The sequence below is a fragment of the Amycolatopsis sp. NPDC004747 genome, from assembly GCF_053601335.1.
Genome location: NZ_JBSGBQ010000016.1, coordinates 22,738 through 43,375, shown reverse-complemented (window position 1 = coordinate 43,375; position 20,638 = coordinate 22,738). Strand labels below are relative to the sequence as shown.

The following is a 20,638-nucleotide window of genomic DNA, read 5'->3' as shown; positions in this document are numbered from 1 at the left end:
AAAGCCATTCGATTTGACTTAAGGCTAGCCACGGACCGGCCGCAAAAGCAAGGGACTTTGCTTTAGGATGGGCTCATGACCCGACCCGGCGGCCGCAGCGCCCGCGTCCGCGACGCGGTGCACGAAGCCGTCGTCGAGCTGCTCGCCGCCGGCGAGATCGACGCGGCCATCCCGAAGATCGCCGAGCGGGCCGGCGTCAACCCGACCAGCATCTACCGGCGCTGGGGCAGCCGCGACGCGCTGCTGCTCGACGCGGCCGTGACGCGCCTGCGGTCGACGTCACCGATCCCGGACACCGGCTCGCTGCGCGGCGACCTGCTCGGCTGGGCCGAGGGCGTCGAACGCGCGATGCGCGACCGGCACGGCCAGATCCTGCTGCGCGCGCTCGTCGCCACCCTGCGCCCGGACGCGAAGCCGCTGGAACACCTGCGAGCCCGCGGCGAAGACCTGCAGGCCACCCTCGACCGGGCCGCGGCGCGCGGCGAGCCCGTGCCGTCGGTCGACGAGGTGCTCGACCACATCCTGGCCCCGCTCTACCTGCGCGTGCTGTTCCGGCGCCCGGTCGAGCCGGGCACCGCGGCCGGGCTCGTCGAACGGCTGCTCAAGGCGCTTTGAGCAGGTCCGGTTCCGCGCGCCGGCCGAGGTGGTTGAACAGCAGGTTCAGCGCGAACGCGAGCACCGCCGTCACCGTGATCGAGCTGCCGCAGATCGTCTGCAGCCAGGCCGGGAAGTGCTTGAAGAAGTCCGGGACGAACGCCGGCAGCAGGCCGACGCCGAGCGCCACCGCGACGACGAAAGTGTTGTGGTTGCCGGAGAACTCGACCTTCTTGAGGTTCTGCGCGCCGACCGCGGCGACCATCGCGAACATCACCACCGCGACCCCGCCGACCACCGGCTCCGGGATCGCCGCGATGAACGCGCCGATCTTCGGCACCAGGCCCATCACGGCCAGCACGCCGCCGGTCACCGCGACCACCCAGCGGCTGCGCACCCCGGTCATCTGCACCAGGCCGACGTTCTGGGCGAACGCCGTGTCGGGGAAGGAGTTCATCACGCCGCCGAGCACCGCCGAAACGCCGTCGGTGGCCAGGCCGCGCGCCAGGTCCGCGTCGGTCGGCGGCCGCCCGGTGATCTCGCCGACGGCGATCAGGTCGGCCGTCGACTCGGTGAACGTCACGAGCATGACCACGCACATCGACAACACCGCGGCGATCGGGAACTGCGGCGCGCCGAAGTGGAACGGCGAGGCGAGGCCGAACCAGCTCGCCGCGCCGATGCCGTCCCAGCGCACCAGCCCCATCGGGATCGCCGCGACCAGCCCGATGACGAGCGCCAGCAGCGGCCCGATCTGGTTCGCGAACCCGCGCAGCACCCGCGTGAACAGCACGACCAGCGCGATCACGCCCAGCGCCAGCCCGATGTGCGACGGCGCCGCGTAGTCCGGTGACGCCGGGTCGTGCCCGGCGATCATCGCCGCGCCGGGGCCGACCAGCGAGACGCCGATGACCAGCAGCAGCGTCCCGGAGACCAGCGGCGGGAAGAAGCGGATCATCTTGGCGAACGGCTTCGCGATCAGCAGGCCGAACACCCCGGACGCGAGCATCGCGCCGTAGACCGCCGGCAGGCCGTACTGCGACGCGATGAGGATCATCGGGTTGACGACGCTGAACGTCGCGCCCGCCACCACCGGCAGCCGGATCCCGAGGATCCGCCCGACGCCGATCGCCTGTATCAGCGTCGCGATGCCCGCGACCAGCAGATCGGCGTTGACCAGCAGCCCGATCGTCGCTGTGTCCAGCTTCAGCGCACTGCCGACGATCAGCGGCACCGCCACCGAGCCGGCGTACATGATCGACATGTGCTGGAGGCCGAGCAACGTCAGCCGTCCGGCGGGCAGGCCTTGGTCGACCGGGTGTTTCGTCATGAACTTCCCCCTGTGCAGCTGCCTGGTCGGTGTCACAGCCAACGCGGTGCCGGTGACGGTGGCAAGTCGGCGGCGTGATGATCAGGTTTCAGGGGGCGGCGCGAAGGCCGGGAATGTGTGACCATCGGTGCATGACTTCGGGTGGCAGTTCCCAGGTGGGCCCGCCGTTTCGCGCCGATCACGTGGGGAGCCTGCTGCGCCCCCCGGTGCTGCGCGACGCGCGACGGCGGCACGAAAGCGGTGAGATCGGCGCGGAGCAGCTGCGCGCGGTCGAGGACGACGCGATCCGCGACGTGATCAAGATGCAGCGGGCGGCCGGGCTGAGCTCGGCGACCGACGGCGAATTCCGGCGCGGCTCGTGGCACATGGACTTCATCTACTCCCTCGGCGGGATTTCGAAGAGCGACGAGCGGCTGCACGTCAAGTTCCACAACCTGGCGGGCGACCTCGAGTTCAGCCCGCCCGGCCTGCAGGTCGACGGCAAGGTGCGGCTCGACGAGCCGATCTTCGCCGACCACTTCCGGTTCCTGCGGTCCCATGTGGACCCGGGCGTGACGCCGAAGCTGACCATCCCGTCGCCGAGCATGGTCTACTACCGCGGCGGCCGGGCCGCGGTCAGCGAGAGCGTTTACCCGGACCTCGAGGAGTTCTTCGCCGACCTCAGCGCGGCCTACCGGCAGCAGGTCAGCGGGGTGCACGGCCTCGGCTGCCGGTACCTGCAGCTCGACGACACCAGCCTCGCCTACCTGAACGACCCGGCGCAGCGGGAGCTCGTCGCGCGGATGGGCGGCGACCCGGACACCCAGCACCTGCGCAACATCGCCACGATGAACGCGGCGCTCGAAGGGCGTCCCGAGGACCTCACGGTGACGACCCACCTGTGCCGCGGCAACTTCCGCTCGTCCTGGGTCGCCGAGGGCAGCTACGAGTTCGTCGCGGAGGCGTTGTTCGGCGAGCTGGCCGTCGACGGGTTCTTCCTGGAGTACGACGACGAACGCTCCGGCGGCTTCGAGCCGCTGCGGTTCGTGCCGAAGGACAAGAAGGTGGTGCTCGGCCTGGTCACCACCAAGCGGCCGGAGCTGGAGGACCCGGACGTCCTGGTGCGGCGGATCGAAGAGGCGGCCCAGTACGTCGACATCGACCGGCTGTGCCTGTCCCCGCAGTGCGGCTTCTCCTCGACGGAGGAGGGCAACGACCTGACCACGGACGACCAGCTGCGCAAACTGGAGCTGATCGTGTCGACGGCCGACCGCGTCTGGGGCGGCCACTGATGATCACCTGCGTCGTCGACTACGTCATCGACCCCGCGAAGCTCCCCGACTTCGAGCGCTTCGCCGCGGCGTGGATGCGGCTGGTGCAACGGGAAGGCGGTATCCACCACGGGTACTTCCTGCCGGCGGAGGGGGCGAGCGACGAAGCCAGGGCGCTGTTCAGCTTCGAGAGCCTGGCGGCGTACGAGCGGTATCGCGGGCTGTTCGGCGTCGACCCGGACTTCATCGAGGCGGACAAGATCCGCGACGAGAGCGGGTGCGTGGTCCGGTACCGGCGCACGTTCATGCGCCCGCTGCTGCCGGACGACGACCTCTGACGCCGGGGCGCCCCGGGACGGCCCGGGGCGCCCCGCCGGATCAGCCGCAGTTGCCCCAGGTGTAGCGCGACCCCAGCGCATACGCGCCGGACCCGGCCGCGTTGCGCCAGATCTGACCCGCGTACTGGACGCAGTGGCCGCCCGACGCCGCCTTGACCGTCTCGTAGTACGAGAAAGGCCCACCCCGCTGGTACCAGCCCGACGTGCCCTGGACCAGCAGCCAGGCCTTGGTGTACGTCGGCGTGCCGACGTCGACCGACTTGATCGTGGCGACGCAGTTGTCGTGCGCGGCGTTGTACATGAGGTAGACGTCGCCCCACTTGGCCGAGCCGTACTTCACCTCGCGGTGGCCGTCGGACGCCTGCGACCACGACCCACCCCAGTCGCCGGCGCACGCCTCCGCCGGGCTGTACGGGTTGGCCACGGCCGAAGCCGGTGCTGCCGCGAGCGTGGCCGCGCTGAGTGCGGCGGCCACCGAAATGCCCAGTTTCGCCCACAGTTTCACGTGTTCTCCCCTCGTCGTGCCGCCTCGGCCGAGGCGGCACCGTCCTCACGCCCCGATGTCGCCGGCGGTTTAGCCGCGGCTTGCGGCTTTTCGGCCGGGTGCGAAAACTGAGCCCATGCGACACAGCGCGCAGCGGCCGCCATCGGTGGTGGATCGCGTCCTGGACCTCCTGGGCGCCTTCACCGCCGAGCGGCCGCGGCTCACGCTGTCCGAGCTCAGCAGGCGGGCCGGGCTGCCGCTGTCGACCACGCACCGGCTCGCCGGGGAGCTCACCCGGCGCGGCGCCCTCCTGCGCGACGAAACGGGCGCCTACCGCGTCGGGTTGTGGCTGTGGGAGGTCGCCTCCCTCGCCCCGCACGGCGCGGAGCTGCGCGAGAGCGCCATGCCGTTCCTGGAAGACCTCTACGAAGCCACGCACCAGAACGTGCAGCTCGCGGTGCTCGACGGGCCCGAAGTCGTGTACGTCGAACGCATCTCCGGCCGGGGCGCGGTCAACGTCCTGACCAGGGTCGGCGGGCGGCTTCCCGCGCACGCGACCGGCGTCGGCCAGGTGCTGCTCGCGCACGCCCCCGCCGAGGCGCAGGAGGAGGTCCTGGCCGGTCCGCTCAAGACGTTCACGCCCAAGACGATCGGCTCGCCCGCGCGGCTGCGGCGGGTCCTGGCCGACGTCCGCCGCGACGGCTACGCCATCAGCGACGGCCAGATCGAGCTGATCGCCCTGTCGGTGGCCGCCCCGGTCCGCGACGCCACCGACGACGTCGTGGCCGCCATTTCCGTGGTCGTCCCGGCCGAGGGAACCGATCCGCGGACGCTGGTGCCGGCGGTGCGGGCCGCCGCGCGGGGGATCTCGCGGGTGCTGGGCGCGCCGCGGCCGTCCGGTGGGCCGCGCCTCGACTGACCGCGCCCGTTGTGGTCGGATGAGGTCGAGGGCAACCGGATGGGGTGAGGAGAAGGAATGACCACCGTGCTCGTCGTCGGTGCCGGTCAGAGCGGGTTCCAGGCCGTGGCTTCGCTGCGGGACCGGGGCTTCGACGGCCGGGTCGTGCTGGTCGGGGACGAGCCGGGCGTGCCCTACCAGCGGCCGCCGCTGTCGAAGGCCTACCTCGCCGGGACGGCCGGGCTCGAGCAGCTGCACCTGCGCGATGCGGACTTCTTCGCCGAGAAGGACATCGAGCTGGTCTCCGGCCGGGTCGCGGAAATCGACCGCGCGGCGGCGAAGGTCCGGCTCGAAGACGGCCGCGAGCTGGACTACGACTTCCTCGTCCTGGCCACCGGCGCCCGCAACCGGACGCTGCCGGTGCCCGGCGCGGACCTCCCGGGCGTGCTGGCCCTGCGCACCCGCGACGACGCCGACCGGCTGCGGGAGTCGCTGGAACAGGCCGAGAACGTCGTCGTGGCCGGTGGCGGGTTCATCGGGCTGGAGTTCGCCTCGCACGCCGGCCGCCCGGTGACGATCGTCGAGATGCAGGACCGCCTGCTCAACCGGGTCGCGACGCCGGAGATCTCCGCGTACTTCGCCGGCCTGCACCGCAACGCCGGGCACACGGTGCTGTTCGGCCAGGGGGTCGCCGCGATGCACGGCGACGAGCGGGTCCGCGAGGTCGAGCTGACCGACGGCACCCGGCTGCCCGCCGACCTGGTCGTCGTCGCCGTCGGGGTGGTGCCCGAGACCACGCTCGCCGAGGCCGCCGGGCTGCCGGTGCGCAACGGCGTCGTCGTCGACGCGCACCTGCGCACGGCGGACGAGAAGATCTTCGCCATCGGCGACTGCGCCAACTTCCCCTGCGTGCAGGCCGGCGCCGAGACCCGGCTGGAGTCCGTGCAGAACGCCGTCGACCAGGCCCGGTGCGTGGCCGCGGCGATCACCGGCACGGCCGAGCCCTACGCCAGCCTGCCCTGGTTCTGGACCGACCAGGCCGGCGCCAAGCTGCAGATCGCCGGGATCCTGTCCGGCGCCGACCGGACGGTGGTCGCGGGCGACCGGGCCGCGGGCAAGTTCTCCGTGCTGTCCTTCCGCGACGACGTCCTCGTCGCCGTCGAGTCGGTGAACCGGCCGGCCGACCACATCGCCGCGCGCCGCCTGTTCGCCGCCGACCCGCAGCCCGCGTACGCCGACCTCGAAGCGAGTGCCTTCGACCTCAAGGCACACCTGAAGTCGCGAGCGGCGTGATGCGCACGCAGGTCGCGGTCATCGGGGCCGGCCCGGCCGGGCTGCTGCTGTCGTTCCTGCTGCACCAGGCCGGGATCGACTGCGTGGTCCTGGAGGCTCGCGACCGCGAGTACGTCCGGCAGCGCGTGCGGGCCGGGGTCTGCGAGCAGCCGACCGTCGAGCTCCTGACGTCGCTGGGCCTCGGCGAGCGGCTGGCGGCCGAGGGCATGCCGCACGAAGGGCTGTCGCTGCGGTTCGACCGCGCCGACCACCGGATCGCCCTCACCGAGCTGACCGGCAAGTCGATCACCGTCTACGGGCAGCAGGAGATCGTCAAGGACCTCATCGACGCGCACGAGGCCCGCGGGTACCCGATCTCGTACGAGGTTTCGGACGTCGAAATGTCCGATGTGGACACCGAGCGGCCGCGGGTGGCCTACCGCGACGGCGAAGGCAACGCGCAGGTCATCGAGTGCGACGCCGTGGCGGGCTGCGACGGCTTCCACGGTGTTTCCCGTCCGTCCATCTCGGACAACTTGACGGTGTACGAGCGCGAGTACCCGTTCGCCTGGCTCGGCGTGCTGGCGCGGACGCCGCCGTCGCACCACGAGCTGATCTACGTCCACCACGAACGCGGGTTCGCGCTGCACAGCATGCGGACGCCGGAGATCACCCGCCTCTACCTCCAGGTCGATCCCCACGACGACCTGGCGAACTGGTCCGACGACCGGATCTGGGCCGAGCTGACCGCGCGGCTCGAGGTCGAGGGCGACTTCACCCTGCGAGAGGGCCCCATCCTCGACAAGGGCATCACGCCGATGCGCAGCTTCGTCGCCGAGCCGCTGCGGCACGGCCGGCTGTTCCTGGCCGGCGACGCCGCGCACATCGTGCCGCCGACCGGCGCGAAGGGCATGAACCTGGCCATCGCCGACGTCCGCGTGCTGGCGCGGGCGCTGGAAGCGTTGCTGCGCGGCGACGAATCCCTCGCCGCGGCTTACTCCGACACCTGCCTGCGCCGGGTCTGGCGCGCGGAGCACTTCTCCTGGTTCATGACGACGATGCTGCACACCGACCCGCACGCGGACGGCTTCGCGCGGCAGCTGCAGCTGTCGCAACTGCGCTACACGACGTCGTCGCGCGCGGCGGCGACCAGCCTCGCCGAGAACTACGTGGGACTGCCGTTCGCCTGAGATCGTCAACTCGTGGTTGACGTCTGAGGGGCGTCAACCTACAGTTGACGACATGACCCTCCCCTTCAACGTCAAGCTCGACGACCTCATCAACGCCATCAAGAGCAACAACGAAACAGACGCCCTGGCCCAGTTGACCGACGCGGTCTACGTGGGCCAGCACCTCGGTGAAGTGGCCGACCACCTGATCGGCCACTTCGTCGACCAGGCCCGCCGGTCCGGCGCGTCCTGGACCGAGATCGGCGCCAGCATGGGCGTCACGAAACAGGCCGCCCAGAAGCGGTTCGTCCCGAAGGTCGATTCCGGCGGCGACCTGGGCGGCACGATCGAGCGCGTCTACGGCCGGTACACCGACCGGGCCCGGCACGTCGTCGTGGCGGCCCAGAAGGCCGCCGTCGAGCACGGCAGCCCGGCCCTCGACACGGTCCACCTGGTGCTGGGCCTGCTCACCGAGCCCGCCGCCCTGGCGGCCGGGGCCATCCTGGCCCAGGGCGTGCAGCTGGACGCCGTCCGCGAAGCCGCCGAGGCGCGGCTGCCCAAGGCCGTCGTTCCGGTCCCGGACCCGATGCCGTTCACCGGGACGGCCAAGAAGACCCTCGAGCTGACCATGCGCGAGGGGCTGCGGCTCGGCCACAACTACATCGGCACCGAGCACCTGCTCCTGGCGCTGCTCGAACAGGGCGAGGGAACCGGCTTCGAGGTGCTCGACGGCTTGGGCGTCAAGAAGGACAAGGCCGAGGCGAAGATCCTGGAGGTGCTGGCGGAGATCCTCGCCGCGCGAGGCCAGTGAGGCTCCTGCTGGCCGCCGCGCTCCTCGCACTGCTGCTGGTGACGCTGCTCTGACCGGGAGGGACCAGGGGGTCTTCCCGGTCAGAGCAGCACCGGCTCAGGCGTCGGACTCCGGGCGGCCGTCGGCGGCCCAGGCCGTGTGGAACGAGCCTTCGCGGTCCACCCGGCGGTAGGTGTGGGCCCCGAAGAAGTCCCGCTGGCCCTGGACCAGCGCGGCCGGCAGCCGGTCGGCGCGGAGGCCGTCGTAGTAGGCCAGCGCCGTCGAGAAGCCCGGCGTCGGAATGCCGAGCTTGACCGCCGTCGAGATCACCGAACGCCACGAGTCCTGCGCGTCCTCGACCGCCTTGCGGAAGCCGCCCGAGGTCAGCAGCGTCGGGAGCGCGGGCTCCTCGGCGTAGGCGGAGGTGATGTCGTTGAGGAACTTCGCGCGGATGATGCAGCCGCCGCGCCAGATCGAGGCGACCTTGCCGAGGTCGATGTCCCAGCCGTACTCCGTCGCGCCGGCCTGGATCTGGTTGAAGCCCTGCGCGTACGCCACGACCTTCGACGCGTACAGCGCCTGCTCGACGTCGTCGGCGAAACGCTCCAGCGACGACCCGGACAGCGGGGCCGCCGACGGGCCGCCGAGCCCGCGGGCCGCCGCGCGCAGCGGCTTGGACCCGGACAGCGAACGCGCGAAGACGGCTTCGGCGATGCCCGAGATCGGGACCCCCAGGTCGAGGCCGATCTGCACGGTCCAGCGGCCGGTGCCCTTCTGCTCGGCCGCGTCCTCGACGACGTCGACGAACGGCTTGCCGGACGACTTGTCGACGTGCGCGAGCACCTCGGCGGTGATCTCGATCAGGTAGGAGTCGAGCCGCCCGGTGTTCCAGGTGCGGAACACGTCGGCGATCTCGGCGGGGGAGTAGCCGCCCGCGTGCCGCAGCAGGTCGAACGACTCCGCGATCAGCTGCATGTCGGCGTACTCGATGCCGTTGTGCACCATCTTCACGAAGTGGCCGGCGCCGTCCGCGCCGATGTGCGTGCAGCACGGCTCGCCGTCGACCTTCGCCGAGATGTCCTCGAACAGCGGGCCGAGCGACTCGTACGACTCCTTCGAGCCACCGGGCATGATGCTCGGCCCGTGCAGCGCGCCTTCCTCGCCGCCGGAGACGCCGCTGCCGACGAAGTGCAGCCCACGCTCGCGCAGCGCCTTCTCGCGGCGGCGCGTGTCGGCGAAGTGCGCGTTGCCGGCGTCGATGATGACGTCGCCCTCTTCGAGCAGCGGCGCGAACTCCTCGATGACGGCGTCCGTCGGGCCGCCCGCCTTGACCATGATCACGACCTGGCGCGGCCGCTCCAGCGCGTTGACGAACTCCTGCGCGGAGTACGCCGGGATGAAGTCGCCCTCGTCGCCGAACTGCTCCACCAGCGCGCGGGTCCGCTCCTCGGACCGGTTGTGCAGGGCCACCGTGTGACCGTGCCGGGCCAGGTTGCGGGCCAGGTTGCGGCCCATGACCGCCAGGCCGGTGACCCCGATGCTCGCCTTCTTGCTCATCCGAATCCTTCCGAAGAACTCTCTCGATTCAGACACTAGTCCGATCGACGCCTCAAGGGAGGGCACGGAGGAGCAGCTCACCTAGTTCAGGAGAAGCAGCGGATCGGGCCCTTGTTGAACGCGAGCATGTCCGTGATCGCCGCGACGAGGTCGATGTCGGTACCCCACTCGGCGCCGTCGAGCTCGGCGTACGCGCGGTGGAGGTTGCCCGGCAGCCGCTCCTGCTCGCTCAGCGACTCGAACTCGCCGAGGTCGGTCTCCTTCGCCAGCTCCAGCGGCGACAACCCGGCAGCCTTCCCGCGCTCGGCCGTCTTCTGGACGAAGGCCAGGTACCGGTCCACTGTGTCCACCACGTCGAGCCCGCACGGGCCGCCGTGACCAGGCAGGATCACCTCCGGCTCCAGCTCCCGGATGACGTCGAGGCCCTTGCGCCACCCCGCCACCGAACCCATCAGCGCGAACGGGCTGCCGCCGTGGAACACCAGGTCACCGGCGTAGAGCACGCGCTGCTGCGGCAGCCAGGCCAGGACGTCGTTGGTCGTGTGGGCCGCGTGCCCGGGGTGGATCAGCTGGATCTCGACGTCGCCGGCGTACAGCGTGAGCCGGTCGTCGAAGACGATCTCGGGCGGCCGGGACTCGAGCTCGCCCCAGTCGCTGCCGACGAAGATGCCCTCGAAGGTCTGGATGCCCTCGGCGGCCATCAGCTCGCGCGTCTTGCGGTGGCCGACCACGGCCGCGCTCGTGACGAGGTAGTTGCCGTTGGTGTGGTCACCGTGGTGGTGGGTGTTCACCAGCGTCGTCACCGGGCTGCCGGTGGTCTCCTCGACCGCCGCGAGCAGCGCGCGCGTGCGGCGCTCGGTCGAGCAGGTGTCGATCAGCACGGTGTGGTCGCCGGCGTCGACGAACCCGCAGTTGTTGATGTACCAGGAGCCGTCCGGCTGGACGTAGCCGTGGACCCGGTCGGCCAGCCGGGTGACGGCGGCGGCGGAGGGCGAACGATCGGTCACGGGGTCACTATGCCCGAGAGCAGGCTCCGCCGGTTGGCCGAATAATTCGGAATTTCGCTGGTCCAGGCGAGTGATAGCGCAGGTGACTGGCAATCTGCGGCGTTTCCTGGAACGCTGCGCGATGTCATCATCGAGATCCGCAAGGTTAAGCACTAACCTGGGTGGGTTCGATAGTTCGCGTGCGACGGCGGCCGGTGGCCGCCGTTGCTTGGTAGTGGTCCGGGAGAGCAGGGCGATGGCCAGCACCGTCACCTCGCGCCGGAAGCAGCTCGGGAACGAGCTCCGGCATGCCCGCACCGCGGCGCGGATGACACAGCAGCAGGTCGCCGAGGTCCTCGGCTGCACCCAGGGCAAGGTCAACAAGATCGAGTCCGGTGCCGTCGGGGTGAAGCTCGGGGATGTGCGATCCATGCTGAACGCGTTCGGGATCAACGGCGAAGAGGCCGACACGCTGATGAACCTGGCGCGGGCCGCCGCCGGGCAGCGCGGCCACTGGTCCGGCTACCGCTCGGTGGTGCCGCACTGGTTCCGCACCTTCACCGACCTGGAGCCCGCGGCCGCGGAGATCCTCACCTGGCACGGCGAGCGCATCCCGGGCCCGCTGCAGTCCGAGCACTACATGCTCAAGCAGTTCACCGAGGCCGGCGCGACGGACGTGACGTCGCTGGTCCGCAACCGCCTCGACCGCAAGGCGGTGTTCGAGCAGCAGCAGCCGCCGTACTACCGCTTCATCATCAGCGAAGGCGCGCTGCGCCGGGCCCCGGGCGGGTACGCGCCGGCGGTGATGCTCGACCAGGTCGAGCACCTGCTCTCGCTGGAGAAGCACCCGCGCGTCTACGTGCACGTACTGCCCTTCGGCGCGCGGCTGGCCGCGGTGCCCAACGACTTCACGATCATGCGGTTCCCGGACCGCACCCGCGACTTCGTCTACATCGAGCACTCCGCGGGCGGGCTCTACCTCGACGACGTCAAGGACTTCAACATCTTCGTCGACTCGTGGGACAGGCTGCGCGGAGCCGCGCTGGAACGCCAGGAGACCCGTCAGTTCCTCAAGGAGCTTGCGGAGGGTTACCGCGCGCAGATGCAGCAGCTCCAATAGGGCGAATGGCGGCGTCAGCTGTCCCGACCGGTGAACAACTTTCGGTAGAGTCACTCTGTTGCGCTCGAATCCACCGGAAGTGGACATCGTGGACCCCGACTTCCTCCCCGACGCCGTCGACCTCGACCGGCCGAACATGGCGAGGATCTACGACTGGGCACTCGGCGGCACGGCGAACTGGGCCATCGACCGCCAGTACGGCGAGCAGGCGCTGAAGGTGTTCCCGCTGGCGAAGACCCTGGCCCGCGCCAACCGCGACTTCCTGGGCCGGGCGGTGCGCTACTGCGTCGCCCAGGGCATCACGCAGTTCCTCGACCTCGGCTCCGGCATCCCCACCGCGGGCAACGTGCACGAGGTGGCCGACGACCACGTCGACGACAGCCGGTGCGTGTACGTCGACAACGAACCCGTCGCCGTTGCGCACGGGCGGATGCTGCTCGAGGAGGCCGGCGACCCCGAACGCCACGCGGTGCTGCACGCCGACCTGCGGGACGCCGGCGAGGTCTGGGACGCCGCGCTGGCCACCGGCGTGCTCGACCCGGACCGGCCGATGGGGCTGCTGACCGTGGCCGTGCTGCACTTCCTGCCCGACGTCACCGGCGTCCGCGAAGCCATCCGCGACTACCGGACGCTCCTCGCGCCCGGGTCGGCGTACGTGCTTTCGCACGCGACCGAGTCCGGCGTCGAAGGCGACGAGCTGGAGCAGATCCGGAAGCTCGTGAAGCTGTCCGAGCGGTCGAGCTCGCCCGCGGTTTCCCGGTCGCTCGACGAGATCGCCGCGTTTTTCGGTACCTTCGACGTCGTCGAGCCCGGGATCGTGCCTGTGGGAGAGTGGCGCCCGGAGCCCGGCGCCGCCACGGTCCCCCTCGCGAGCGTGGTCGGCGGTGTCGGCCGCAAGCCTGGAGGACGCAATGACGACGCAGGACCCCGAAGCCCCTGAAGGCGTGGACCTGGAACGGCCGAACGCCGCCCGCATCTACGACTGGTTCCTCGGCGGCGACGCCAACTGGGCCATCGACCGGCAGTTCGGCGAACAGGCCGTCAAGACCTTCCCGATGATCAAGACCGTCGCCCGCGCCGGCCGCGACTTCCTCGGCCGGGGCGTGCGGTACCTGGCGCGCAACGGCATCGACCAGTTCCTCGACCTCGGCTCCGGCGTCCCGACCGTCGGCAACGTCCACGAGGTCGCGACGGAGGTCAACCCGGACGCGCGGTGCGTGTACGTCGACAACGAGCCGGTCGCGGTGGCCCACTCCCAGATCCTGCTGGAGAAGGAAGGCGTCGCGGGGCGCCACGCGGTGCTGCAGGGCGACCTGCGCGACCCGGCCGACATCTGGAAGCGCGCGCTCGACACCGGCGTCCTCGACCCGAACCGCCCGATCGGCCTGATCATGGTCGGCGTCCTCTACTTCCTCGGCGCCGACGAGCCGGTGGCCCAGACCATCCGCAAGTACCTGACGCTGCTGCCGGCCGGCTCGTACTTCCTGTCCTCGCACCTGACCGACGACGACCTGCACGAGATGGCCGACGCGGAAAGCCGCGAATCGATCATGAAGCAGTACAACCAGTCGAGCACGCCGTTGCACCTGCGCAGCCGCGCCGAGTTCACCTCGTTCTTCGAGGGACTGGAGCTGGTCGAGCCCGGCATCGTCTACCTCCCGCAGTGGCACCCGGAGGAGATCGAGTCCAAGGCCACCAAGAAGCTCGCGAACGACCCGGCGTTCGTCGGCCACCTCTGCGGCCTCGGCCGCAAGCCGTGACGGCGGCCGCCTACGACGCGATCGCCGACCAGTACGCGGAATTCGCCGCCGAGGTCTGGGACAAGCACCCGCTGGAGCGGGCCGCGTGGGCGGCGTTCGCGGATTCCGTCCGCGGACGCGGCCCGGTCGCCGACCTCGGCTGCGGGCCCGGGCACCTGACGGCGCACCTGCGTTCGCTGGGGCTCGACGCGTTCGGCGTCGACCTCTCGCCCGCGATGATCGCGCTCGCCAGGGCCGCTCACCCGGACCTGCGGTTCGAGGTCGGGTCCATGGCGGCGCTGGAGCTGGCGGACGCGTCGCTCGGCGGGATCCTGTCGTGGTACTCGGTGATCCACACCCCACCAGCGGAGGTGCCGGGGTACTTCGCCGAATTCGCCCGAACGTTGGCGTCCGGCGGTCACGTTCTGTTGGGGTGCTTCGAATCCGGTGGCGGCCCGCGGACGTCGTTCGACCACAAGGTCACAACCGCCTACAGCTGGCCGCTGGACGAACTGGCGGAGCTGGCGGCCGCGGCGGGGCTCGCCGAAGTGGGGCGGCTGTACCGCGAGCCGGGCGCGGGGGAACGGCCGATGCGGCACGGCTGCCTGCTGCTGCGGAAACCCCCGCTGCTGTGAAAACCGCAGCCACGCATGACAAGAGCCCCGGTTCCGCAGGAAACCGGGGCTCTTTCGCGGTGGTACAGCAGTTCGGGTTGTCAGGCGCGCGAGCCGATGCGGCCGCGCATCAGCGGCGTCAGATCGATCGCGGCTTCCAGCGGGCGGGTGGTGCGGACCCCGTCGGCGTGACGCCGCAGCGGGAGGTCCTGGTCCGTGGCCCACGTGGTGGTCTTGCGCAGCGGCGCCTGGATCAGGCTGAAGCCGAAGCGGTTCCGCAGCTCGTTGCCGATCCCCCGGCGGCCACGGTGTCCTTCGTCCTCGCGGCAGAAGAGCGAGTTCACCCGGACGGCCATTCGTCTACACCCCCAGCTCTCGTCGCGGTGCCTCGGCGTTCCCCAGGGAAAACGCTTCCGCACCCGGAGTCCGGACCGGCTCGGCCGCGGAGACGTCGGGCCTGGTCACGGCGAGTGCGCCGGGTGGCGCACTGTCCTCGGCGATCACGCTGTTCCTCCCCCATGAGGTCCTGCGGTGGCTTGGCTTGGTCGGTCCTCTGGTCTTCCGGCACTCGGCCGGTTCAGCACTTCGGCCCGTGTCGTCGACCGCCCGCCGCGAGCAGGCAGTCATTCACCGACACCAGCGCCCCGGCCGATGCGATTAATCCTACTCCTGGAATAATCTTCATGTCGAGGCCGGACCCAGTTGATCACCCGCTTGGCCCTGTGGCTTGCTCCATTGAGACACTGAGTAGCCGGGAGCGGGTGCCTTCGACCAGGTCACGACCGCGCCCCCCATCGATCCTCGGAGGTACGACCCATGGCGGATTATCCGTCGTTCGCGGATTACGATCCGAACACGGCCGTGACCCTGTTCGAAGAGGCCGCCTGGGAGAAGTCGTTCGCCAGCGAGCCCAACGGCGGGAGCTGCGTCGAGGTCAACCTCGGCCGCGAAGGCCTGATCGGCGTCCGGGACACCAAGCTCGCGACCAGCCCGGTCTTCGTGTTCGACACCGCCGAGTGGGAAGCGTTCCTGATCGCCGTCAAAGCCGGCCAGTTCGACCTGCCCGCCTGATCGCCCGCTACGCGGAAGACAAATGGTGAAGGCCTCCTTCCCCGCTCTCTACGGTGAAGGAGGCCTTCGCGACTGCCGGAGTACGTCCGGACACCCGATGTGAGGGGAATCTCACCCGATTGCCGGAAGCTCGCCGCCGCGCAGGCGGCTGCGGGTCCGGCGCCAGGCCACCACGACGAGCACCACGAGCCCGATCAGCGGCAACGTGCTGATCGCCCAGCTCACGCCCATCGGCGGCCCCGGCTGTTCCAGCACCGGCAACGCGCGCAGCTCGCCGGTGCCGGAGCCGGCGGGGCCGTTGACCGTGAAGCGGAACGTCCAGTCGCCCGGGCGCGGCATCGACCGGACGTCGAGCCCCCACACCTCGAGCTTGCGCGGGTGCCGGACCAGCGGCTGCTTCCGGTTCGGGCCGCCCTCCGGGTTGACCATGGTGAGCGTGCCGGACTTGCCCTCGATCCCGCCGTCGGGGATGAAGGTGAAGTCCAGCGACTGCATGGCTTTCAGCGGCCAGGTGCTGAACCCGACGGTCAGCCCGTACGGCCCGGCCTGCACCCGTTCGGTGTGCACGATGTTGACCGGCTCGTAGGCGTTCGCCGGTGCCGCGGTCGCGAACAGCAGCCCGGCGACGGCGGCCAACGCGAGCAGACTCTTACGCATCAGCGGTTTCCCCCTTCTTCGCGGGCGCCAGCAGGCAGAGCATCCCGCCGAACCGCCACCCGGCGAACCCACCGAGCAGCCCCAGCGCCGCGCTGAGCACGGCCGTCGTCGCCAGGTACCAGGCCGGCGGCACGTGCGCGCCGGTGTAGAGCATCGCCCGCTGCAGGGGCAGGCTCAGCCCGATCAGCAGCCCGGCGATCCCGCCGGTGACCACGGAAACCCGGCCCGCACGCCACCCCCGGCGCCGCCCGGTGAGGTAGCCGAGCTCCATCAGCGCGGCCACCGGCAGCAGCGCCATCGGCGCCAGCGACGGCATCGCCGGCACCCCGGAAATCGCGTCGCGCAGCGGCAAGCCGACCATGTCCGCGTAGGCCTTCGCCGCCCACGGCGAGAACCACCAGAACACCGCCTGCACGGCCGCGGCCAGCGCCGCGGTGCCCACCGCCCCGCCCGGACGGCGCAGGAACCCGGCGCCGACGGCGACCAGCAGCACCGCCATCATCGACGTCCCGATCGCGACGGCGTCGGCGTAGTCGTCCGGCACCTGCTGCAACCCGAGCGCCAGCACCGGCCCGAAGGTCAGCAGCACGGTCAACGAGGCCAGCGTGCCGAGCCGGCCCCAGCGGTGCTCCCGCGCCGCGGCGAACACCGCGGTGGTGCCGATCAGCGCCACCGTGATGGCCAGCAGCAGCCCGATGTGCGGCGGTGAGTCGATGACCGCGTCGAAGCCGTAGAGCCCGTGCCACCACTGGTCCCACAGGCCGTACAGCAGGAAGGTCGCCGCGCCGATGCCGGAGACCAGGTAACCGAGCGGCGCCGCGAACGTCCGGCCGAAGACGTTGATCACGCGGCCGCCGATCCGCGGGTCGACCGGCCGTCCCGCGCGCCGCGCCGCCGTGGTCAGCAGCACGACGGCGAGGCTCGCCAGTCCGACGACCGCGCTGCCCGCGTACAGGAACAGGTGCGGCAGCGTGAAGAACGTGTCCGGCCCGACGTCGTCGTGCCACTGGATGTCCCAGGTGAGCCCGACCAGCGACAGCAGCGACCCCCCGAGCACGACGTTCGCCGGCAGCAACCCGGTCCGCGCCTGTTTCGTCGCCGACGTGGTGCGCACGCCGGCCGCGGTGAGATCCATTCCCCCTCCTTCACTTGACCAACACGGGAAAGACGACCTGCGCGGGCCCGCCGGGGCCGCGCAGCGAAACGGTGATCTCCCACTGCCCGGCCATCGGCAGCCCGACGCCGGTGGCGCGGAAGCGGCCGGGCCCGTCCGGTCCGGCGGGCACCGGCGCGAGCGCGTGCCCCATCTGCGCCATGACCGGCGCGACCGTCACGGCTTCGGGCGCGGGCCCGGTCACCGCCACCGCGAACGTGTTGCCGCCGATGCGCGGCTGCTCCGCGGAGAACTGCACGGTGTAGGGACCGGAAACCGCTTGCTGGGCGGTGGGTTTCGCGGCACCGCCACCCCAGAGCAGCCAGGCGGCTCCGGCCGCGGCGACCAGGGCGACGGCGGCGATCAGCAACGTCGGGCGCTTCATCGGCCGGCTCCGGTCGCCGGGACGTCGACCACGGCGGGCACGGTGAGCACCCGGTAGCCGCGTTCGGCCTGCAGCCAGATCCGGTACCGGCCGGGCTGGGCGAAGGTGTAGGTGAAACCGACGTCCGGGCCGTACGCGGCGACCGTCTCATCAGGACGGTCACGCTGGCCCGCGACCGGCGGGACCATCGCGTGGACGTGCGCCCAGGTGGGTGCCTTCGCGGCGGTTTCGCCGACGGGACCGGTGATCGGCCCGGCGATGATCAGGTGCCCGAGCATGCCCAGCCACGGCTGGAGGTCCTGGCCGGGGAAGTGCGCGGTGATCGTGGTCGGCGCCCCCTGGCCCGCGGTGGGTTGGCCGATGGTGAGCTCGACCGGGGTGCCGTCGACCGTCCGTGGGCCGGCGCCGGGCGGCTCGGGTGCGGGGGCGGCGGTGCCTTGGAAGTCCACAGTGGACCGCGCCAGCTGGACCCCGCCGCCGCGCCGGGCGAGTTCGGCCGCGACGGCGTACGTGCCCGCCTCCGGATCGGTGACGGTGACGCGGTAGTCGCCGGGGCCGACACGCACCGGGTGCAGGTGGCTCAGCCTGCCCGACGGCGAGACCAGCACCAGGTGCACCAGCGCGTTGTCGTGCACCAGCAGGTCGTCCACCGGGCGGCCGGTGGCGCCGTCGGTGAGCCGCAGCTCGAGCTCGTCGTTCCCGGTTCGGACGGCCAGGTTCACCGGTGGCCGCGAGTAGTCCGTTGTGGACAGCTGCGCGTTCGCGTACGGGTCGGTGACGTTGTCGAACGTCGGGTCCAGCTGGCTGCCGGGCGCCGGCGGCGGGGGAGTGCCCGCCGACAGCAGCGCCCCGGTGACCGCGACGGCGATCGCGGCGACCACGCCGGCGCCCGGGATGAGCGCGAACGCCGTCCGCCTCGCCCGCACCCCGACCACCAGGGCGATGAGCAGGAACGCCCCCGCGGCGACGAACCCGCCGTAGGTCGCCTTTTCCCACGGCGGGACCACCCGCGCGGGCACGACGAACGGGATCGTCGCCTGATGCCCGCTGTCATCTGCCAGCGAGAGCTCCCACGGACCCGGTTTGCCGACCCGGAGATTTCCCGGGTACGCGCCAGGGGCGGCACCCAGGACGACCTCCGCGCGTGAACTCGGGACGCCGTCGGCCGCGAGGGCCAGCTGCAGCGTGCCGGGCGCGGTGCCCTGGTGCGTCACGACGTCGACCCGCAGCGGCGACGGCGTCGTGTCGACGCGGCGGATGATCACGGTCAGCTCGCGCGTGCCCAGCGTCTGGGCGACCTGGACGTCGGCGCCGCTCGGTGCGCCGTCGGCGTACGCGGTTCCGCTGCCGGCCGCGATCCCCAAAACGGCCAGCAGCGTCAGCAGTGCAGCTATCGATTTGCTCCCCATCGTGCGCCGAACCTAACCGGTGGGACCGGTGGCGGGCGTCACGGCGGCGAGGGAATCCCGATCCCCGGTTCGGGGGACTCCCGGCCCGGGGAACCTCAGGGGTCGAGGAACTTCCGCAGGTGGGCGACCACTTCGCCGGGTTGTTCCTCCGGCAGGAAGTGGCCGCACTCGGCCAGGGCCGCGCCGGTGACGTCGTCGGCGTACTCCCGCCAGATGTCGAGCGTCGGCAGGGTGCCGAGCAGGCCGTTCGCGCCCCAGAGCGCGAGAACTGGCTGGGTGAGGCGCTTTCCGGCGGCGAAGTCGGCGTCGTCGAGGTCGGCGTCGTCGGGGAAGGAGGCGCGGTAGTCGTCGAAGCCGGCGCGGAGGGCGCCGGGCTGTTCGAAGGCGCGGACGTACTCGGCCTGCGCGTCGGCGTCTAGGGCGTGGCGCTGGTGGGTCCAGCGTTCGAAGAAGTAGCCGAGGTAGCCGGCGATGTTCCGGCCCGCGAGGAGTTCCGGCAGGTCGGGCTGGAGGTGGAAGAGCCAGTGCCAGTACGCCTTGGCGACGCCGGCGTCGAGGCGCTGCCACATCGCGCGGGTCGGGGCGATGTCGAGCACGGCCAGGCGGCCGACCTGGTCCGGGCGGTCGAGGGCCCAGCGGTGGGCGACCCGGCCGCCGCGGTCGTGCCCGGCGACGGCGACCTTCGCGAAGCCGAGGTGCTCGGCGAGCGCGGCGACGTCGGCGGCCATCGTGCGCTTGTCGTAGCCGGACCTCGGTTTGTCGCTGCGGCCGTAGCCGCGCAGGTCGGGGGCGATCACGGTGTGCGTCTCGGCGAGGGGCGCCAGTACCCGGCGCCAGCAGTGCGACGTCTGCGGCCAGCCGTGCAGCAGGAACAGCGGTGGGCCGTCGCCGGCGCGGAGGTAGTGCACGCGGATGCCGTTCACGGTGGCCATGCTCTCTAACCGGTTCATAGGGTTAGACGGTAGCGCTGCTTCTAACTGTCTTCAAGGGTTAGAATGACCGGCATGGAGTGGGTCTTCGACGGCGGACGGCCGTGCCTCGACCTCGTCAACACGCTGCGCAGCAGGCACTCGACGGGTTTCGAGCTGCTGACCGGGCCGGACGCGCTGGCCGAGTGGCTCTCGCTGGCGGGGTTCACGACGGGCCCGGTGCCGGTGACGGCGGGCAACGTGCTGGCGGCGAAGGCGCTGCGGGAGGCGATCGACCGGGTGCTGCTGCCGCCGGAGGAGCTGTCTTCGATGGACGTGGAGCTGGTCAACAACGCGGCGGCTTCGGCCACGGCGCCCCCACCCCGCCTGGCCTTGGTGGGCGGCGAGCTGCGACGCGAGGTCCCGGCCCCGAAGGACCCGGTGGCGGCGGCGTTCGCGGCGCTGGCGGCGGACGCGATCGACCTGGCGACGAGCGAGGCGGAGGTCCGGGTCTGCGCGGCCGACGACTGCGGCTTGAGGTTCTGCGACGCCTCACCGCGCCGCAACCGCCAGTGGTGCTCGATGTCCCGCTGCGGCAACCGAGCCAAGGCCCGAGCCCACTACGCCCGCACCGGTCCACAATCAAGGCGAGATGTGCACAACCCGGCTTAGCGGGCGCGGTCGTGCCCGGTTTCTGTCATAGCCGGCCGATACGCTGGAGACGGGGGGCGCCCCCGCGGGCCCTCGCTCGCGACTGGCCGCTCCGCCCGCTTCGCGCCGCCCCGGCCGGTGGCGAGTGATGCCCCTCCAATCACGCGAGAAGCCCTGCCAGTCACGCGAGTTGCCCCTCCGATCACGCGAGTTCCGCCTCTGGTCACGCGAGTTCCGTCTCCGATCACGCGAGTTGCGCCTCT

Annotated in this window: 23 protein-coding genes; 13 read left to right on the top strand and 10 right to left on the bottom strand. The window is 71.3% G+C overall.

Annotated features, from left to right (window positions below):
* Nucleotides 1-75 precede the first annotated feature (75 nt).
* Nucleotides 76-615 (top strand): TetR/AcrR family transcriptional regulator, encoded by a 540-nt coding sequence (locus ACWEGE_RS25355; protein WP_449662940.1) that lies wholly within the window; start codon nucleotides 76-78, stop codon nucleotides 613-615.
* Here ACWEGE_RS25355 and ACWEGE_RS25350 read toward each other — a convergent pair.
* Nucleotides 602-1,924 (bottom strand): nucleobase:cation symporter-2 family protein, encoded by a 1,323-nt coding sequence (locus ACWEGE_RS25350; RefSeq protein ID WP_449662939.1) that lies wholly within the window; start codon nucleotides 1,922-1,924, stop codon nucleotides 602-604. The genes ACWEGE_RS25355 and ACWEGE_RS25350 overlap by 14 nt on opposite strands.
* Before the next feature lie 131 nt (nucleotides 1,925-2,055).
* Between ACWEGE_RS25350 and ACWEGE_RS25345 the strand changes: the two genes are divergently transcribed.
* Entirely contained in the window at nucleotides 2,056-3,195 is a 1,140-nt protein-coding gene (locus ACWEGE_RS25345) for a 5-methyltetrahydropteroyltriglutamate--homocysteine S-methyltransferase (RefSeq protein ID WP_449662938.1), read from the top strand.
* Nucleotides 3,195-3,512, top strand: a complete 318-nt coding sequence (locus ACWEGE_RS25340) for an NIPSNAP family protein (RefSeq protein WP_176173514.1) — start codon at nucleotides 3,195-3,197, stop codon at nucleotides 3,510-3,512. The genes ACWEGE_RS25345 and ACWEGE_RS25340 overlap by 1 nt, the downstream gene beginning before the upstream one ends.
* 40 nt (nucleotides 3,513-3,552) lie before the next feature.
* On the opposite strand, the gene ACWEGE_RS25335 is transcribed toward ACWEGE_RS25340, so the two are convergent.
* A complete protein-coding gene (locus ACWEGE_RS25335; RefSeq protein ID WP_449662937.1) occupies nucleotides 3,553-4,017 on the bottom strand; it encodes a hypothetical protein in 465 nt (154 codons plus the stop codon).
* 115 nt (nucleotides 4,018-4,132) lie between these two features.
* On the opposite strand from ACWEGE_RS25335, the gene ACWEGE_RS25330 reads away from it, so the two are divergent.
* The 4 genes from ACWEGE_RS25330 to ACWEGE_RS25315 are packed head-to-tail and all read left to right on the top strand — an operon-like array spanning nucleotide 4,133 to nucleotide 8,146.
* Complete coding sequence (locus tag ACWEGE_RS25330; RefSeq protein WP_449662936.1) at nucleotides 4,133-4,915, top strand: IclR family transcriptional regulator; 783 nt, start codon at nucleotides 4,133-4,135, stop codon at nucleotides 4,913-4,915.
* 57 nt (nucleotides 4,916-4,972) lie between these two features.
* Nucleotides 4,973-6,187, top strand: a complete 1,215-nt coding sequence (locus tag ACWEGE_RS25325) for an NAD(P)/FAD-dependent oxidoreductase (RefSeq protein ID WP_449662935.1) — start codon at nucleotides 4,973-4,975, stop codon at nucleotides 6,185-6,187.
* Complete coding sequence (locus ACWEGE_RS25320) at nucleotides 6,187-7,356, top strand: 4-hydroxybenzoate 3-monooxygenase (RefSeq protein WP_449662934.1); 1,170 nt, start codon at nucleotides 6,187-6,189, stop codon at nucleotides 7,354-7,356. The genes ACWEGE_RS25325 and ACWEGE_RS25320 overlap by 1 nt, the downstream gene beginning before the upstream one ends.
* Before the next feature lie 52 nt (nucleotides 7,357-7,408).
* Nucleotides 7,409-8,146 carry a Clp protease N-terminal domain-containing protein gene (locus tag ACWEGE_RS25315; protein ID WP_449662933.1) on the top strand — a complete coding sequence of 246 codons (738 nt, stop codon included), beginning with the start codon at nucleotides 7,409-7,411 and terminating at the stop codon, nucleotides 8,144-8,146.
* Nucleotides 8,147-8,242: 96 nt separating this feature from the next.
* On the opposite strand, the gene gndA is transcribed toward ACWEGE_RS25315, so the two are convergent.
* Complete coding sequence (gndA, locus tag ACWEGE_RS25310) at nucleotides 8,243-9,682, bottom strand: NADP-dependent phosphogluconate dehydrogenase (protein ID WP_449662932.1); 1,440 nt, start codon at nucleotides 9,680-9,682, stop codon at nucleotides 8,243-8,245.
* Between the two features lie 86 nt (nucleotides 9,683-9,768).
* Entirely contained in the window at nucleotides 9,769-10,689 is a 921-nt protein-coding gene (locus ACWEGE_RS25305) for an MBL fold metallo-hydrolase (RefSeq protein ID WP_449662931.1), read from the bottom strand.
* 235 nt (nucleotides 10,690-10,924) lie between these two features.
* On the opposite strand from ACWEGE_RS25305, the gene ACWEGE_RS25300 reads away from it, so the two are divergent.
* The 4 genes from ACWEGE_RS25300 (at nucleotide 10,925) to ACWEGE_RS25285 (ending at nucleotide 14,162) form a co-directional block, all read left to right on the top strand.
* On the top strand, nucleotides 10,925-11,788 hold the full coding sequence (locus ACWEGE_RS25300) for a helix-turn-helix domain-containing protein (RefSeq protein WP_013222333.1): 864 nt from the start codon (nucleotides 10,925-10,927) through the stop codon (nucleotides 11,786-11,788).
* An 88-nt stretch (nucleotides 11,789-11,876) separates the two neighbouring features.
* The gene (locus ACWEGE_RS25295) at nucleotides 11,877-12,728 is read left to right on the top strand and encodes an SAM-dependent methyltransferase (RefSeq protein ID WP_449663096.1); all 852 of its coding nucleotides are present in this window, start codon (nucleotides 11,877-11,879) and stop codon (nucleotides 12,726-12,728) included.
* Complete coding sequence (locus ACWEGE_RS25290; RefSeq protein ID WP_449662930.1) at nucleotides 12,700-13,548, top strand: SAM-dependent methyltransferase; 849 nt, start codon at nucleotides 12,700-12,702, stop codon at nucleotides 13,546-13,548. Before ACWEGE_RS25295 ends, ACWEGE_RS25290 begins: the two co-directional genes overlap by 29 nt.
* Entirely contained in the window at nucleotides 13,545-14,162 is a 618-nt protein-coding gene (locus ACWEGE_RS25285) for a class I SAM-dependent methyltransferase (RefSeq protein WP_449662929.1), read from the top strand. Before ACWEGE_RS25290 ends, ACWEGE_RS25285 begins: the two co-directional genes overlap by 4 nt.
* Nucleotides 14,163-14,242: 80 nt before the next feature.
* Here the strand turns inward: ACWEGE_RS25285 and ACWEGE_RS25280 are convergent, their stop codons facing one another.
* Nucleotides 14,243-14,497: a hypothetical protein gene (locus ACWEGE_RS25280; protein WP_449662928.1), complete on the bottom strand. Its 255-nt coding sequence runs from the start codon at nucleotides 14,495-14,497 to the stop codon at nucleotides 14,243-14,245.
* A 460-nt stretch (nucleotides 14,498-14,957) separates the two neighbouring features.
* On the opposite strand from ACWEGE_RS25280, the gene ACWEGE_RS25275 reads away from it, so the two are divergent.
* Nucleotides 14,958-15,212 carry a DUF397 domain-containing protein gene (locus tag ACWEGE_RS25275; protein ID WP_449662927.1) on the top strand — a complete coding sequence of 85 codons (255 nt, stop codon included), beginning with the start codon at nucleotides 14,958-14,960 and terminating at the stop codon, nucleotides 15,210-15,212.
* Between the two features lie 111 nt (nucleotides 15,213-15,323).
* Here ACWEGE_RS25275 and ACWEGE_RS25270 read toward each other — a convergent pair whose 3' ends face one another.
* From ACWEGE_RS25270 to ACWEGE_RS25250, 5 genes are all read right to left on the bottom strand, one after another.
* The gene (locus tag ACWEGE_RS25270) at nucleotides 15,324-15,869 is read right to left on the bottom strand and encodes a hypothetical protein (RefSeq protein ID WP_449662926.1); all 546 of its coding nucleotides are present in this window, start codon (nucleotides 15,867-15,869) and stop codon (nucleotides 15,324-15,326) included.
* Complete coding sequence (locus tag ACWEGE_RS25265) at nucleotides 15,862-17,004, bottom strand: hypothetical protein (protein ID WP_449662925.1); 1,143 nt, start codon at nucleotides 17,002-17,004, stop codon at nucleotides 15,862-15,864. The genes ACWEGE_RS25270 and ACWEGE_RS25265 overlap by 8 nt, the downstream gene beginning before the upstream one ends.
* 10 nt (nucleotides 17,005-17,014) lie before the next feature.
* Nucleotides 17,015-17,407: a FixH family protein gene (locus ACWEGE_RS25260; RefSeq protein ID WP_449662924.1), complete on the bottom strand. Its 393-nt coding sequence runs from the start codon at nucleotides 17,405-17,407 to the stop codon at nucleotides 17,015-17,017.
* Nucleotides 17,404-18,816, bottom strand: coding sequence for a hypothetical protein (locus ACWEGE_RS25255; protein WP_449662923.1), 1,413 nt, complete (start codon nucleotides 18,814-18,816; stop codon nucleotides 17,404-17,406). The genes ACWEGE_RS25260 and ACWEGE_RS25255 overlap by 4 nt, the downstream gene beginning before the upstream one ends.
* A gap of 95 nt (nucleotides 18,817-18,911) precedes the next feature.
* Complete coding sequence (locus ACWEGE_RS25250) at nucleotides 18,912-19,766, bottom strand: alpha/beta fold hydrolase (RefSeq protein ID WP_449662922.1); 855 nt, start codon at nucleotides 19,764-19,766, stop codon at nucleotides 18,912-18,914.
* 54 nt (nucleotides 19,767-19,820) lie between these two features.
* Here ACWEGE_RS25250 and ACWEGE_RS25245 point away from each other — a divergent pair, with 54 nt between their 5' ends.
* Nucleotides 19,821-20,396, top strand: coding sequence for a CGNR zinc finger domain-containing protein (locus ACWEGE_RS25245; protein ID WP_449662921.1), 576 nt, complete (start codon nucleotides 19,821-19,823; stop codon nucleotides 20,394-20,396).
* Nucleotides 20,397-20,638 lie beyond the last annotated feature (242 nt).